Genomic DNA, 13,831 nt, shown 5'->3' with positions numbered 1-13,831 from the left:
CCAGCCGGATCCCCACCATTCGCCGATCGACTCGGTGTGGGAACCGTGCATGGAGAGCAGGCGCAGGGCGGCTTCCGGGCCGAGGTTCTCGTCGACCTGCTGCCGGAGGTCGATCTCCCGGTGGACGGACGTGAGGATCCGCGCCCATCCCCGATGCCACGGGCCCGCCGTGGCCGGAACTGCGGCCGCCTAACGTCCTTGCTGCCGACCCAGGTTCACGCGGCCGTCGGTGGGAAAGGGCGGCCACCTGTGGCAGGGCAAGAAGTCGGTCGGCGTGTACGAGCAGCCTGACCCAGTGCTGTGTGACGCCGACTGTCTCGCCACACGTATGGCGCTGAGGTTCCGAACGAACGTCGCGGAGGTTCAAGTACGCGCCGTGTCCGTATTCCTAAGATTCGACGGCAGAACGGAAACCCGGGCTGTTCCAGGACGGGTACACACCAAGGACAAGAAACGCGTGAAACAAGAGAAGTCCAGCCGGAAGGCCGTCATCGCAGGCACCGGCGCCGGCATGGACATCCCCAACGGGGTGATCGGCAATGGCCGGACCGGGCGCTCCCAGGCCCGTCGGAGCAAGGTGATCGTTTGCCGCCGGGCCACCTCGGTGTCCGTCAGCACCAGCAGCGCGCGCGGCCTGCGTGCGGACAGCCCCGCTCCACTGGAGCCCGCTCGCTGCTGATCAGCCGGTTCCACGCCTTTTGCGCGCCGAGCTCGGACTTCTCGGCCCCTTTAGTTCGTGCAAGCAATCAGCTCTTTGATCGTCGAGGAGCCTTTCCTGAAACCCGGTGGTCGGACAGTGCTGCCGTGGGAAGCGGAGACATGATGGGCAAGAGTCCTTATGACTATGTCGTGGTGGGAGCGGGGACGGCGGGGTGCGTGATTGCCTCCCGGCTTTCGGAACGCCCGGGCGTGCGAGTGTTGTTGCTGGAGGCGGGAGCCCGGGACGCAACCGAGGCGATGGCATCTCCTTGGGGGTTCCTGGGGTTTGACCCGTCATCCCTCTGGCTGGGCGCCTCGACCGTGCAGGCCGGTACAGGCAGGGCCGCTGACGTGCTGCGCGGTAAGGCGCTCGGCGGATCGTCGAGCATCAACGGCCTCTACCACCTGCGGGGGCACCGGTCCGGTTACGACGAATGGCCCGGCCTCGGTGCTCCGGGCTGGGGTTTCGACGATCTGCTGCCCTATTTCCGCCGCAGCGAGAGCACTCGCAGTCGTGATGCCTCCGTGCGGGGCACGGACGGGCCGGTCGCGGTCGCCCCGGTCCCGGAACCCCATCCCCTGGCCACGGCGGGCGTCGACGCCGCAGTGGAGGCTGGGTTCGCACGCGCCGATGACATCGGCAGCGGGCTGGAGACCGGGTTCGGGTGGAGTGACATGAATCTGCCCGGCGGCGCCCGCCAGAGCGCGGCCGACGCCTACATCCGTCCGTTCCTCGACCGGCCGAACCTGGACGTCGTCACGGACGCGACCGTGCAGCGGCTGCGCACCACCGCGGGCCGCTGCACCGGCGTCGAATACACCATCGGTGGGGAGCACCTGTCCATCGACAGCGCCGAGGTCATATTGACCGCGGGAGCCATCGGTTCCGCGCACCTCCTGATGCTGTCAGGGATCGGCCCGGCCCAACACCTTGAGGAACACGGTATCGACGTCGTCGCCGACCTGCCGGGAGTGGGATCCCGTCTGCAGGACCATCCGATGGCGGGCGTGGTGTACGAGGCCGACCAGCCCGTACCGTTCGTTCCTGCCAACCCGCCGGCCGAAATGATGGGCCTGCTGTTCAGCGATCCCGCCGCGGCCCGGCCGGACCTTCAGGTCTACATCGTCGCCGCACCGCTCCCGTCGGCTTGGGGCCGGCCGCCGGCCAACGGCTACTCCATAGCCTTCTCCGCGATGGCTCCGCACAGCAGCGGCACCGTGCGTCTGGCGGACGCCCATCCCGCCAGTGTTCCCGTCGTCGACCCTGGCTACCTGAGCGACGAACGTGACCTGGAGGTCATGCGCAAGGGCCTGGCAGTGGCACGCCGCATCGGCGAGGCAGACGCGTTCGCCGACTGGCGCAAGCAGGAAGCGGTGCCGGGCTCCGGGACGAGCGGCGAATCCGTGGACGAGTTCATTCGCAAGGCCACCGGCCCCTACTTCCACTTCACCGGCACCTGCCGCATGGGAACCGACGCCGATGCCGTCGTCGACCCTGCGAACCTTCGCGTGCACCGAATAGCCGGACTGCGGGTCGCCGATGCCTCGGTGATGCCGTCCATCCCCTCGGCCAATACCAACGCGACCGTTTACGCCATCGCCGAACGGGCCGCCGAACTGATCGACTGAGCCTTCTTCCGCGCCCACGGCGCTTCCACAACGCGCTTCATCCCCCCGTCGTCCGTCGAACGCGACCCCGACCGGCCTCATCACCCCTCCTCAGACAGGAGCACCACCATGTCCGAAACGCTTCAGACCACTGACGTCGTCACCTCCGACGCCGACCTGCTCGACCGCACCGCGACCGCCGTGCGCGCCGCCGGTGTGGCGCTGCGCGAGCGTTTCGGCGATGTGGTCCGTTACGAGACCCGTGACGAGCTGATGCGTGCGCTCGCCGTCAACGACGACACGGCCCTGGACATCCTGCGCCCCCGCCTCACGAGCCTGCGCCCGGAGGCCGGCTGGGTGGAGGACGAGCTGGACGGCGGGGCGCTGCCGCCCGGCGAGTGGTGGGTCGTGGACCCGGCCGAAGGCAACGTCAACCACCTGCACGCGCTGCCGGAGTGGGCGGTGACCGCGACCCTCGTGCGTGAGAACCAGCCGGTGCTCACCGCGGTCCACCTGCCGCTGACCGGCGAGACCTACACCGCGCTCACCGGCGCCGGCGCCTACCTCGACGGCCGGCCGCTGCGCGTCTCCCCGACCGCGGACCTCGGCCTGAGCATCGTGGCCACCAGCCAGGCCCGGCCGGACGAGGACGAGAGGGTCGTACGGCGCGTCGGCTCCTCGATCACCGCGATGCTCTTCGACGCGCTCGTCGTCCGCACCGCCGTGCCCGCGACCCTGCACCTCACGAACGTGGCCGCCGGCCGCATCGACGCCTTCTGGCAGTTCGCCGGCGCCCGAGCCGACCTGCTGCCCGGCGCGCTGCTCGTCACCGAGGCCGGCGGACGGATCTCCGACGCCGAGGGCCGCCCCTGGACCCCGCAGAGCGAGAGCTTCCTGGCCGCCGCGCCCGGCGTCCACGCCGAAGCCGTCGCCACGCTCTCCCGCTGACCCCGCACACCACAACCCGCACCCAACGCAAGGACCAGAACATCATGACCATGATCGCAGTTCTCGGAAACGGCCGCGTCGGCGGCAACCTGGCGAAAGCCCTCACCCTGGCAGGGCACGAGGTGACCGTCGCGGACCGCGCGCCGGGCGCCGCCGCCGATGCCGCCCGGGCGGCCCGGATCGTCATCAACGCCACCCCGGGCGCCGGCTCCCCGGAACGTCTCGCCGCCCTGCGCGAAGAGCTGCACGGCAAGATCCTCGTGGACGTCTCCAACGCCACCGTCGACGGACCGGACGGACTGCCCGCCGCCCTGATCTACCCCGGTTCAAGCCTCGCCGAGCAACTCCAGGCAGCGCTCCCCGAAACGCACGTCGTCAAGACGCTCAACACCATGCTCTTCCCGGTGATGACCGCCCCGGCCACGCTCACCCAGACGCCAACCGCCTTCCTCTCCGGCGAGGAACCGGAGGCCAAGCGGACCGTCCTTGAACTGCTCATCGACCTCGGCTGGCGCAAGGAATGGATCACCGACCTCGGCGGGATCCAGACCGCCCGCGCCACCGAGGCCGCGATACTGTTCGTACCGCACGTCATCCGGTCCATCGGATTCACCCCCTTCGCGATCTCGATCGCCCGCTGACCGTCGAGCCGCGCAACCTGCAGGTGACCGGAGCCGGCACCGGCACGGATGGGTTCCCGGTGGGACACGACCGCGACAGGATGATCTTGGCCGACACGGCTTGGCAGGCCGATCGGCATGGCCCGCAGGCCGGAAGACGCCCGGATTCGGCTGCGGCTCGGTGAGTGACCTACCCGGGCAACTACGAGGTCGCGCTCACGGTCCGTTCCGTCGACACCGGGGCTGTGCACTACGAACTCGGTGCCTCCGGGGCAGCACCTGCCTGGGCGTGGCCGACGCCCTCGGCCCACACGGCGAACTGCGCCCCGGCCACCAACCGTTACCTCCGGCGAAAGGTCCGACCGAGGCGGCGAAGACGTCCCCGGCACGAGCCCATGAGGGAGGACCGAGCGCGAGTGCGACCCCTGACGATCAGGCTGCGACCTGATAGTCAGGGGTCGCGTCGTTCATCTCGCCGAATCAGAAGCATCAGCTCTGCCTCCCGGCCGCTGCAATGCGATCCGTCTATAGGAAGATTGGCACGGTGTCCACATGGGTCATGGCGGCGTCCTGCGGAACACGACCACCACAGGACGGCGTTGAAGCATGAAGACGAGAGGATCGCAGAGGGATGCACGGTACTGGAGCGGAGGTCGACGGCGCGCGCGGGGTGTTCGCAGTGGACTCGACCGCCCCGGATTCCGCACCGCGGGGACTCGACGTTTTCCGGCGCGGGTGGCAGACGCAGGTCGGCGACGATGTCTTCCAACTGCCGGCCTTCAGCCCGGACACGATCGGTGACTTCCGGGTCAAGGGCAAGGTTGCCAAGGTGCACGGCGCGGCGATCGCCGATCTCCACGCCGCGTCGGCAACCCGGACCGCGGACGTCCCGGGCGGCGATCAGGATCTGGTTGCCATGTATGTCGTGCGGAGCGGCGCATGGACTCTGGGCGGCCCGTCCGGCTACGGCGACCAGACCGTGTCGGCCGGGCAGTTCCTCGTCCGGCACCTCGGGCGGCTGACGGCCTTCGAGACGACGGCGCACCTCACGGCGAAGTTCCTCGTCCTGCCCCCCGGCGAGCTCAAACCCCTGCTCGGGAACCGGGTCGTCACCGGGCCGGCGGACTCGGCCGAGGTGCGCTTGCTGACGGCCCTTGCAGACATGATCCACATGACCGTTGCCGACCTCGGCCCGGCCGGTGTGGCAGCTGCCCAAGGTACCCTGATCGAGCTGACCAAGGCGGTGGTGAAGGGCCGGTTCGACGACGTAGAGCCCCGGTTGGCTCCCGCGCTCACCCAGGCAGCCAAGGACCTTGCGGACCGTCGGCTCGCTGATCCCGAACTTTCTCCGGCGATGCTTGCGCGTGAACTCAACGTCTCCGTCCGCACGCTGCACCGGGCATTCGCCGCGGTGGGAGAGCAGGTGAGCACCTACATCCGCCACCGGCGACTGCATGAGGCCCGGCTCGCCCTTGTCTCGCCGTCAGGGCGCCTGAGCATTTCGGAACTCGCCGCACACTGGCAGTTCGCGGACGGCAGTCACTTCACCCGAGCCTTCAAGAAGCACTACGGTCAGACTCCCACCGAGTGCGCCCGCTCGACCGGACCGGCCTCGCTCTCGCCGAACCGGCACCCGCCGGGCCACGGGTCGGCCGACAGCGCGTGACCAGAGGGACGGCTGCAGTTCAGCGGATGCCGCCGACTCGTGTCCCAAGCAAGGCAGCGGGGCGCTGTGGGCGGCCTGGGCACCGGCTGGAGGCTCGACGACCTGCACCGCACGCGACCCGCCGACAACGAGGGCCGGGATGACTTGCCCGAACCGTAGGCTTCGCCTGTGACTGCGACGGCTATCGCTTCACGGCTGCCAAGGGCAGCACAGTGCTCCGCACCTCGTCCTGGGACGTCAACGGAGCCCTGCCCACCATCGGCGCCGAGTACGACGCCAGAGGCCTTGAGTATCGCCCCCTGGGGCAGCGTCATCAGAGGAAGGGCGCAGTCATGAACCCCGCCCAGCACGGAGCGGCCTTCGCAGCCGAGACCGCCGCCTTCGTCGCCACGGTCACGGGAGCCGACCCTCCACCCCGCTGCCGACCTGCCCCGGCTGGACTCTCCGGGACCTCACGCGGCACGTCGGCAGCGAGCACCGGTGGTTCAGTGAGCTGCTTCGCCGGCGCATCCAGCAGCCGCCGACCAGGTTCGCCCACTCGGCCTTGAGCGATTTCCAACTTCTTGGTCCGTGACTGGTCCGGGGGAAGGTTCCGAAGTGGTCCGGAGGGCACGTATGGCTGCCGTTTGATTACCTTCTGCGCTTGGAGTCAATGTTGCCTGGAGAGGCAATGCCCGCTCCAGGCAGCGGATTTCTGTTCTCTAGAAGAACCCAAGCTTCTTGGGGGAGTAGCTGACCAGGAGGTTCTTCGTCTGCTGATAGTGCTCCAGCATCATCTTGTGGGTCTCGCGGCCGATGCCCGACTGCTTGTATCCGCCGAAGGCCGCGTGCGCCGGGTAGGCGTGGTAGCAGTTCGTCCACACGCGGCCCGCCTGGATCGCGCGGCCCGCCCGGTACGCCGTGTTGATGTCGCGGGTCCAGACGCCGGCGCCCAGGCCGTACGCCGTGTCGTTGGCGATCCGGACCGCGTCGTCGAAGTCCTGGAAGGACGTCACGGACACCACCGGGCCGAAGATCTCCTCCTGGAAGATCCGCATCCGGTTGTCCCCCTCGAAGATGGTCGGCTCCACGTAGAAGCCGCCCGCCAGGTCACCGCCGTGGTCGATCCGCCGGCCCCCGGTGAGGACCTTCGCGCCTTCCTGCTGACCGATCTCCACGTACGAGAGGACCTTGCGCAGCTGCTCCTCGGACGCCTGCGCGCCGATCATCGTCTCCGTGTCCAACGGGTGTCCGGGCACGATCAGTTCGGTGCGCGCGACCGCCGCGTCGAGGAAGTCGCCGTAACGGCCCCGCTCGATCAGGGCGCGCGAGGGGCTCGTGCACACCTCGCCCTGGTTGAGGGCGAACATGCTGAACCCCTCCAGGGCCTTGTCGCGCAGGTCGTCATCGGTGGTCCAGATGTCGTCGAAGAAGAGGTTCGGGCTCTTGCCGCCGAGTTCGAGGGTGACCGGCTTGAGGTGCTCCGCCGCGTACTGCATGATCAGCCGCCCCGTGGACGTCTCCCCGGTGAACGCGATCTTCGCCACGCGCGGGCTGGACGCCAGCGGCTTGCCCGCCTCCTCGCCGAACCCGTTGACGATGTTCACCACACCCGGCGGCAGCAGGTCCGCCACCAGGCTCAGCCAGTAGTGCACCGAGGCCGGGGTCTGTTCGGCCGGCTTCAGCACCACGGTGTTCCCCGCCGCCAGCGCCGGAGCCAGCTTCCACACCGCCATCAGGATCGGGAAGTTCCACGGGATGATCTGCCCGACCACACCCAGCGGTTCGTGGAAGTGGTAGGCGACGGTGTCGTCGTCGAGCTGGCTCAGCGCGCCCTCCTGAGCGCGCAGCGCGCCCGCGAAATAGCGGAACTGGTCGATGGCCAGCGGCATGTCGGCGGCCAGGGTCTCCCGGACCGGCTTGCCGTTCTCCCAGGTCTCGGCGACCGCCAGGGCCTCCAGGTTCTGCTCCATCCGGTCCGCGATGCGCAGCAGGATCGTGGACCGCTCGGTGACCGAGGTGCGCCCCCAGGCGGGCGCCGCCGCGTGCGCCGCATCGAGGGCCCGCTCCACGTCCTCGGCCGTGCCGCGCGCGACCTCGGTGAACGGCCGGCCGTTGACGGGGGAGGGGTTGGCGAAGTACCCGCCGAGAGCGGGCTCGACGTACTCGCCGCCGATGAAGTGGGCGTAGCGCGACGCGTACGACATGAGCGCGCCTTCGGTACCGGGCGCAGCGTAACGGGCCATGGTGTCCTCCCCTTGCCGGGCGCCGGCCGCCGTCGGACAGCGCTCGGGAGGGAGGCTAGGAGCAAGCAGGTTGCGGATACGTTGCACGGCCCGGCCGCGCCGACCCCCGTCGGACGGGAGGTGGTCCGGCCCCGGCGCCTGGGCCGGGTCCCCCGGGGCCGAGTTCGCTGTCGAGGGCCCGTACGCGGGCCAGTGCGGCCGGGCGGCCCTCCGGCGGCAGGGTCGCGGCCAGCGCCCGCCACACCGCCGGATCGTCCGCGCCCCACGGGGCGCACACCCAGTCGGTCAGCAGCCCCACGTCCGCCCGGGCGATCACGGCGGCCCGTGCCTGGTCCTCGATCCGGCGCCGCAGCCGGACGATGCCCGGCGCGGTCGAGCCGGGGAGCAGCGGGCCCGCGTAGTGCCGGAGCGCAGCCGACACGGCGCCGGCCGCCAGGTGGCGGCTCACGACGCTGAAGTCCGCCTCCAGCGGCGCCGCCGTCCGGTAGGGCCGGGAGAGCGGGGCGCGGCCCCCCAACAGCCCGCGCAGCCGTGACATTTCGGCGCGCAGGGTCACCGGTGACACCGACTCGTCCTCGTACAGCCCGATCGCCAGCTCCTCGCCCGACAGCCCCTCGGGGTGGTGCGCGAGGAGCGCCATGATCTCGCTGTGCCGCCGCCCCAGGCGGATCCTCGTGCCGTCACCGCCGACCAGCAGTGCCTCGTCCCGGCCGAGGGCGCCGAGGGTGTCCGCGGCGGCCTTTGGGAACGGGTCGAGCAGTGCCAGCTGGGCCTCCGCGGCCCGGGCCACCGCCTGCACGAAGCCGAGGGAGTGTGGATGGGCCAGTCCGTCGCCGCCGGTGATGTCCACCGCGCCGAGCAGCCGGCCGGTACGGGGGTCGTGCACCGGGGCGGCCGCACACGTCCACGGGTGGACCCGACGGCTGAAGTGCTCGGCGCCGAAGACCTGGACCGGCTCCCCGACGGCGACCGCCGTGCCCGGTGCATTGGTCCCCATCGCCGTCTCGGCCCAGCGGGAGCCCGGTACGAAGCCGAGGCCCTCGGCCCGGCGCAGCGTGGCCGTCTCGCCCTCCACCCACAGCAGACTGCCCCGCGCGTCGCACACCGCCAGCAGATGGGCCCCGTGCGCCGCGAAGGCCCCCACGAGGTCCCGGAACACCGGCATCACCCGGGCCAGCGGGTGCTGCGCCCGGTACGACCGCAGCTCCGCCTCCGCCAGGTCCACCCGGGGCGCGCACTCCGGGCCGACCCGGGCCCTGGCGCACCGCCGCCAGGAGTTCGCGATCACCGCCCGGACCGGAGCCTCGACCCGCCCGTCCTGCGTGAACGCGGTGTGCGCCCGCCGCAGTACGCGCGTGCGCTCGGCGGGATCGGCCCCGCCCGGCAGCGCCACCGACGGATCGTCCATGTCACCCTCCCGTGGGGCCGCGCTTCCCGGAGCGCCCCATCGTCGTCCAGGCCCCGAGCCCCGACAAGCACCGTGTCGGCCACGCACTGCCGAAACGCCGCCAGGCCTGCCGGGCGGACCCGGGCCGAAGCCCCCGGCCCGGGCGGCCAGGTCCGTGGCGACCCGGTCGCGCACGGTAGCCGCCGGCCGGCGGGACCGGGCCCGGCGGGGGAGGCCCCGGGCGGCAGCCGTACGTACGGCGTCTTCGTCGGGAGCCCGGGGGCGGGAACGCGGGGTCGCGGTGGTGCGTTGAGGGGATAGTGGACGACGACAGGTGGAGGTGTCCGCAGATGTCCAAGCGCGGCAAGGTCGCGGTTGCCGGAGTCGCGGCAGCCATCGTGTTGTTCTGGACGGTCGGGTTCTGGGCAGGGCTGCTGGTTCTGATCGGGGTGCCGGCGGCCGCCTACCTGCTGCTGGACTCCTCCCAGCGGCGCCGTCTGCGGGGTATGTCCAAAAAGCAGCTCGGCCGCTGAGCGGGCGCGGCCGCGTGCGCCGAACTCCGTCCGTACCCGGGGTCGGCCCGGCGGGCCGGGCCCGGGCGGGGCGTCCGGGCCCCCGCCGCGTCGTGGCGGGCCCGGATCAGTAGTAGTCCCGCATCAGCGTCGTGGCCCAGTCCGGCTGGCGGAGGTCTCCGCGGGGCCCGAATTCGGCCAGGTAGGGCTTCAGGTCGAGCACCGGGGTGCCGTCCACCGCGTCCAGGCCCGCCACGTGCACGTCCAGGCCGTCCACCTTCAGGATCCGGCACCGGGAGACACCCAGCCGGTTCGGCCTGTTCTTGCCGCGCTGGGCGAAGATGCCGACCAGCGGCCAGTCCGGGTTGCCCCGGGGGTGCCGCGCGCCCGTCTCGATCTTCTCCACCGGGACGCGGTCGAAGTGGTAGACCACCTCGAGGTGCGAGAACTCCGCCAGCCCGTACAAGGCGTCCGGGCCGAACCGGCGGCCGTCCAGGCGGATCACGGCCGTCTCCCGTCCCCAGTCGTCGTCGACGACCTCCGCGCGGCCGCCCACCACCACGGCCACCGGCTCCGACTCCACCAGCACAGCGTCTCCTTCGGGTTCAGACCGGGCGTACCGCGATGCGGTCCAGCGCCGCCAGCAGCTCCGGCAGTTTCGGCAGACCGAGATCGGGATCCCCGTCGCGGGGGACCGCCAGCACCTCGCTCGCCTCCTCGTCCAGCAGCACGAATGCCGCGTCGTCCGTCCGGGCCACCAGCGACCAGCCGGGCCCGTCCACCCGCAGGGTCCGCGCCCCCTCGCCCGCGAAGGAGGACCGCACCCGTCCGGGCGGAGGCGGGCTCTGCGCGTACTCGACGGCCTCCTTGAGCGCCCGCGCGAGCCCGGGGTGCGCCGCGGCCGCCGCCCCGCCGTCCGTCGCGACGCGCTCGCGCCAGTCGGACCACTCCCGGGCGATCTGGTCCGCGCCCATGCGCCGCTGCACCGGTCCCCACGCCTCGGCGGAGGGCGGTGCCAGCGGCACCCGGCCGGTGCCGTCGGCGCCCTGCTCCGGATCGTGCGGATCCGGGATCCCCGGAGTCGCCACCGACAGGTCCAGCGGCCAGCCCGCCAGCGAGACCACGATCGTGCGCTCGTCCGGCGACAGGTCGTACTCCATGCCGCAGTCCCAGGAGGCGATCGCCATGGCCACGAGCGAGACGTCGTCCACGACGACGGTCCAGCGCGCGCCCTCCTCGTCCTGGCCCAGAACCAGCCCGTACCCCCGTGCCACGGGCTTCACGCCCAGCAGCGCGCAGGCCTCCGGGAAGTCATCGCCCAGGATGCTCGGAAACTGCGCGGGGGTCAGCAGCACGGCGGTCAGCACGTAGAGCGAACCGCCCTCCTCCTCGTCGGACACGTGGCCTCCCCGTCGCTCTCTCGTCGGCGCACCCTAACCAGCGGGTAACCCCCGCGTCGAGAGCCTGCGGGCGACGATTTCCAAGCCCGCTACCTGCACGTAGAGTTGGGGCCCCGCCACAGAAAGGGACACCCGGTGCAGCGTTACGACCGGCTGAGGGAGATCCTCCGTCTCGACCCCGACGAGGACTTCCTCACCATCTACCGGCTCACCGCCACCTACGAATTCCCCTGGGACTTCACCCGCGCGCTGGAGCTCGCCCTCTTCCGCACCTACGCCGTGCCCGCCATCGGCCGCCTGCTGGCCGAGACCGCCGAGTTCACCGACCGCCCGCAGAAACGCTACGACGACACCGCGCTGCTCCTCGACGCCGTCGTGGAGCACGGATTCGAGAGCGAGACCGCGCGCACCGCGATCCGCCGCGTCAACCAGATGCACCGCGCCTACGACATCGGCAACGAGGACATGCGGTACGTCCTGTGCACTTTCGTGGTGATTCCGGTGCGCTGGCTGGACGCCTACGGCTGGCGCCCGATGACCCACCACGAGCGCCGGGCCAGCGCGAACTACTACGCCGAACTCGGCCGGCACATGGGCATCACGGACATCCCGGGCTCCTACGAGGAGTTCGAGGAGACCCTGAACGCCTACGAAGAGGCCCACTTCGGCTGGGACGAGGGCGGCCGCAAGGTCGCCGACTCCACCATCGGTCTGATGGCCTCCTGGTACCCGGCGCCGCTCGCCCCCGCCGTGCGGGCACTGAGCCTCTCGCTCCTCGACGAGCCGCTGCTGTCGGCCTTCCGCTACGAGAGCCCCCGCCCGCAGGTCAAGGCGCTGTTCCGGGGCGCCCTGAAGCTGCGCGGCCGCGCCGTCCGGCTGCTGCCGCCGCGCAAGGCCCCCCACTACGCCCGGCAGAACCCGGAGATCAAGGGCTACCCCCACGGCTACGACGTGGGCGAGCTCGGCACGTTTCCCGTGCCCGGCTCGGGGGGATGCCCCGTGCCGCATCCCCGCCGGCCGGCCGGGGCTGAGGCCCAGCCTCCGACGTGATCCGGGGCACCTCCGCGGGCCCCGGGCGAGGTGCCGACGTACAAGACGTGTGTAAGGGGTGCGCTGGTCAGGCGCGGCGCAGCGCGAGCGCCAGGAAGCGGGCGTCCTCGTCGGCGTACGAGGTCATGTCCCAGCCCGCACCGGCCAGGAGCGGTCCGAGGTTGTGCTCGGCCCGCAGGTCGTCCGGCGTCAGCTCGCGGCCCTGCCGCGCCGCGAGGGCCGCTCGCCCGATCGGGTGGAACAGGGCGAGCCGGCCGCCGGGGCGGACGACGCGGGCGAGCTCGCGCAGGTTCGCCTCCGGGTCGGGAAGGTGCGCGATCAGCCCGGCGGCGAAGACGGCGTCCAGCACCCCGTCGCGCAGCGGCAGCCGGGCCACGTCCGCGAGCAGCAGCGCGCCCTCCGCGCCCCGGCCGGCCTGCCGCGCGGCGGCCAGCATCCGGGGGGTGAGGTCCGCGCCGAGCACCGTGCCGGCCGGTCCGACGGCGGCGCGCAGCGCCGAGAGCGCCCGCCCGGTCCCGCATCCCGCGTCGAGCACGCGGTCCCCGGGGTGCAGGCCGAACTCGGCCACGGCGGCCGTGAACGCGGGCCCGTCGTCCGGGAACTTCCGGTCCCAGTCGGCGGCGCGTGCCCCGAAGAACTCCTGCACGTGCGTGTGGTCTTCGCTCATGTGGACATGATCCCCCATGGGGGCTCCGCGCGGTGCGTGTGCAAGGTGGCACGTGGCGTGATCGGAGATGAACGTAGCTCTGTCATATTCCAGCAGTTCCAGCTGCTTTCGAAATGCGCCCCTTGTTCGCGCCCTCACCCGGACTAGCGTCCCGGGGCCATGGGACACCTCGACCACGCGGCCTATGGCTGGCTGACACCCGTACTGTCATATGTGATGGCATCCATCGGCGCCGCCCTCGGGCTGCGCTGCACCGTCCGCGCACTCGCCGCGACGACCGGATCCTCCCGCCGCAACTGGCTCCTCACCGCGGCCTCCGCCATCGGCACCGGCATCTGGACGATGCACTTCGTCGCGATGCTCGGCTTCAACGTCACCGGCACCGAGATCCACTACAACGTGCCGCTGACCGTCCTCAGCCTGCTCGTCGCCATGATCGTCGTGGGCGCCGGCGTCTTCGCCGTCGGCTACGGCAGGGACCGCGGCCGCGCCCTGGTCCTCGGCGGGCTCACCACCGGCCTCGGGGTCGCCAGCATGCACTACCTCGGCATGGCCGCCCTGCGCCTGCACGGCAGCATCTCGTACGACCCGCTCACGGTCGGGCTTTCCCTCGCCATCGCCGTCGTCGCGGCCACCGCTGCGCTGTGGGCCGCGCTCAACATCAAGGCGCCGGCCGCCGTCGCCGTCGCCTCGCTCGTCATGGGCGCCGCCGTCAGCAGCATGCACTACACCGGGATGATGGCGGTCGCCGTCCGCGTCGTCCCCTCGGACCACGCCCTGCCGGGCGCCACCGCGATGCAGTTCATCTTCCCGCTCGCGGTCGGGCTCGGCTCGTACCTCTTCATCACCTCCGCGTTCGTCGCGCTCTCCCCGACCGCCGACGAGCGCGCCGCCTCCGCCTCGGCCGCCCGGCACCTGGGCGGGCAGGCGCCCGGGCCCGCAGCGCCGGTGGCGCCGGCCGCGCCGGCCCGCTGAACCGCCGGGCCGGGCCTGATCGGCCCGCCCGTCCGTAACCCGGTCCGGCCCGGTCCGGCCCGACTCCCCGACTC

At 71.6% G+C, this 13,831-nt stretch carries 14 protein-coding genes; 9 read left to right on the top strand and 5 right to left on the bottom strand.

The features are described 5' to 3' along the window. Nucleotides 1–457: 457 nt before the first annotated feature. From IF09_RS0117745 to IF09_RS47065, 6 genes are all read left to right on the top strand, one after another. Nucleotides 458–679, top strand: a complete 222-nt coding sequence (locus tag IF09_RS0117745; protein ID WP_030296797.1) for a hypothetical protein — start codon at nucleotides 458–460, stop codon at nucleotides 677–679. Nucleotides 680–819: 140 nt separating this feature from the next. Next, nucleotides 820–2,328: a GMC family oxidoreductase gene (locus tag IF09_RS0117740; RefSeq protein ID WP_030296795.1), complete on the top strand. Its 1,509-nt coding sequence runs from the start codon at nucleotides 820–822 to the stop codon at nucleotides 2,326–2,328. Between the two features lie 108 nt (nucleotides 2,329–2,436). Beyond that, nucleotides 2,437–3,255, top strand: coding sequence for an inositol monophosphatase family protein (locus IF09_RS0117735; RefSeq protein ID WP_030296793.1), 819 nt, complete (start codon nucleotides 2,437–2,439; stop codon nucleotides 3,253–3,255). Nucleotides 3,256–3,299: 44 nt separating this feature from the next. Then, nucleotides 3,300–3,896: an NADPH-dependent F420 reductase gene (locus tag IF09_RS0117730; protein ID WP_030296792.1), complete on the top strand. Its 597-nt coding sequence runs from the start codon at nucleotides 3,300–3,302 to the stop codon at nucleotides 3,894–3,896. Between the two features lie 658 nt (nucleotides 3,897–4,554). Continuing rightward, nucleotides 4,555–5,541 (top strand): helix-turn-helix domain-containing protein, encoded by a 987-nt coding sequence (locus tag IF09_RS0117725; RefSeq protein WP_030296791.1) that lies wholly within the window; start codon nucleotides 4,555–4,557, stop codon nucleotides 5,539–5,541. A gap of 418 nt (nucleotides 5,542–5,959) precedes the next feature. Beyond that, on the top strand, nucleotides 5,960–6,115 hold the full coding sequence (locus tag IF09_RS47065; RefSeq protein ID WP_234321050.1) for a maleylpyruvate isomerase N-terminal domain-containing protein: 156 nt from the start codon (nucleotides 5,960–5,962) through the stop codon (nucleotides 6,113–6,115). A 127-nt stretch (nucleotides 6,116–6,242) separates the two neighbouring features. Here the strand turns inward: IF09_RS47065 and IF09_RS0117720 are convergent, their stop codons facing one another. Further along, on the bottom strand, nucleotides 6,243–7,766 hold the full coding sequence (locus tag IF09_RS0117720) for an aldehyde dehydrogenase family protein (RefSeq protein ID WP_030296790.1): 1,524 nt from the start codon (nucleotides 7,764–7,766) through the stop codon (nucleotides 6,243–6,245). A 55-nt stretch (nucleotides 7,767–7,821) separates the two neighbouring features. Next, nucleotides 7,822–9,174: a GAF domain-containing protein gene (locus IF09_RS0117715; RefSeq protein WP_078613312.1), complete on the bottom strand. Its 1,353-nt coding sequence runs from the start codon at nucleotides 9,172–9,174 to the stop codon at nucleotides 7,822–7,824. 329 nt (nucleotides 9,175–9,503) lie between these two features. On the opposite strand from IF09_RS0117715, the gene IF09_RS0117710 reads away from it, so the two are divergent. After that, nucleotides 9,504–9,686 (top strand): hypothetical protein, encoded by a 183-nt coding sequence (locus IF09_RS0117710; RefSeq protein WP_030296788.1) that lies wholly within the window; start codon nucleotides 9,504–9,506, stop codon nucleotides 9,684–9,686. Nucleotides 9,687–9,792: 106 nt separating this feature from the next. On the opposite strand, the gene IF09_RS0117705 is transcribed toward IF09_RS0117710, so the two are convergent. Further along, nucleotides 9,793–10,248 (bottom strand): SAM-dependent methyltransferase, encoded by a 456-nt coding sequence (locus IF09_RS0117705; protein WP_030296786.1) that lies wholly within the window; start codon nucleotides 10,246–10,248, stop codon nucleotides 9,793–9,795. Nucleotides 10,249–10,270: 22 nt separating this feature from the next. After that, on the bottom strand, nucleotides 10,271–11,065 hold the full coding sequence (locus IF09_RS0117700; protein WP_030296785.1) for a hypothetical protein: 795 nt from the start codon (nucleotides 11,063–11,065) through the stop codon (nucleotides 10,271–10,273). Nucleotides 11,066–11,200: 135 nt separating this feature from the next. Between IF09_RS0117700 and IF09_RS0117695 the strand changes: the two genes are divergently transcribed. Next, nucleotides 11,201–12,115: an oxygenase MpaB family protein gene (locus IF09_RS0117695; RefSeq protein ID WP_030296784.1), complete on the top strand. Its 915-nt coding sequence runs from the start codon at nucleotides 11,201–11,203 to the stop codon at nucleotides 12,113–12,115. A gap of 67 nt (nucleotides 12,116–12,182) precedes the next feature. Here IF09_RS0117695 and IF09_RS0117690 read toward each other — a convergent pair whose 3' ends face one another. Further along, on the bottom strand, nucleotides 12,183–12,782 hold the full coding sequence (locus IF09_RS0117690; protein ID WP_030296783.1) for a class I SAM-dependent methyltransferase: 600 nt from the start codon (nucleotides 12,780–12,782) through the stop codon (nucleotides 12,183–12,185). Nucleotides 12,783–12,941: 159 nt separating this feature from the next. Between IF09_RS0117690 and IF09_RS0117685 the strand changes: the two genes are divergently transcribed. Beyond that, nucleotides 12,942–13,757 carry an MHYT domain-containing protein gene (locus tag IF09_RS0117685; protein WP_051832597.1) on the top strand — a complete coding sequence of 272 codons (816 nt, stop codon included), beginning with the start codon at nucleotides 12,942–12,944 and terminating at the stop codon, nucleotides 13,755–13,757. Nucleotides 13,758–13,831 lie beyond the last annotated feature (74 nt).

The sequence above is a fragment of the Streptomyces katrae genome (assembly GCF_000717655.1).
GTDB lineage: Bacteria > Actinomycetota > Actinomycetes > Streptomycetales > Streptomycetaceae > Streptomyces > Streptomyces katrae_B.
Note: the sequence above shows the minus strand (reverse complement) of the source record. Positions and strands in the feature narration are given on the sequence as shown.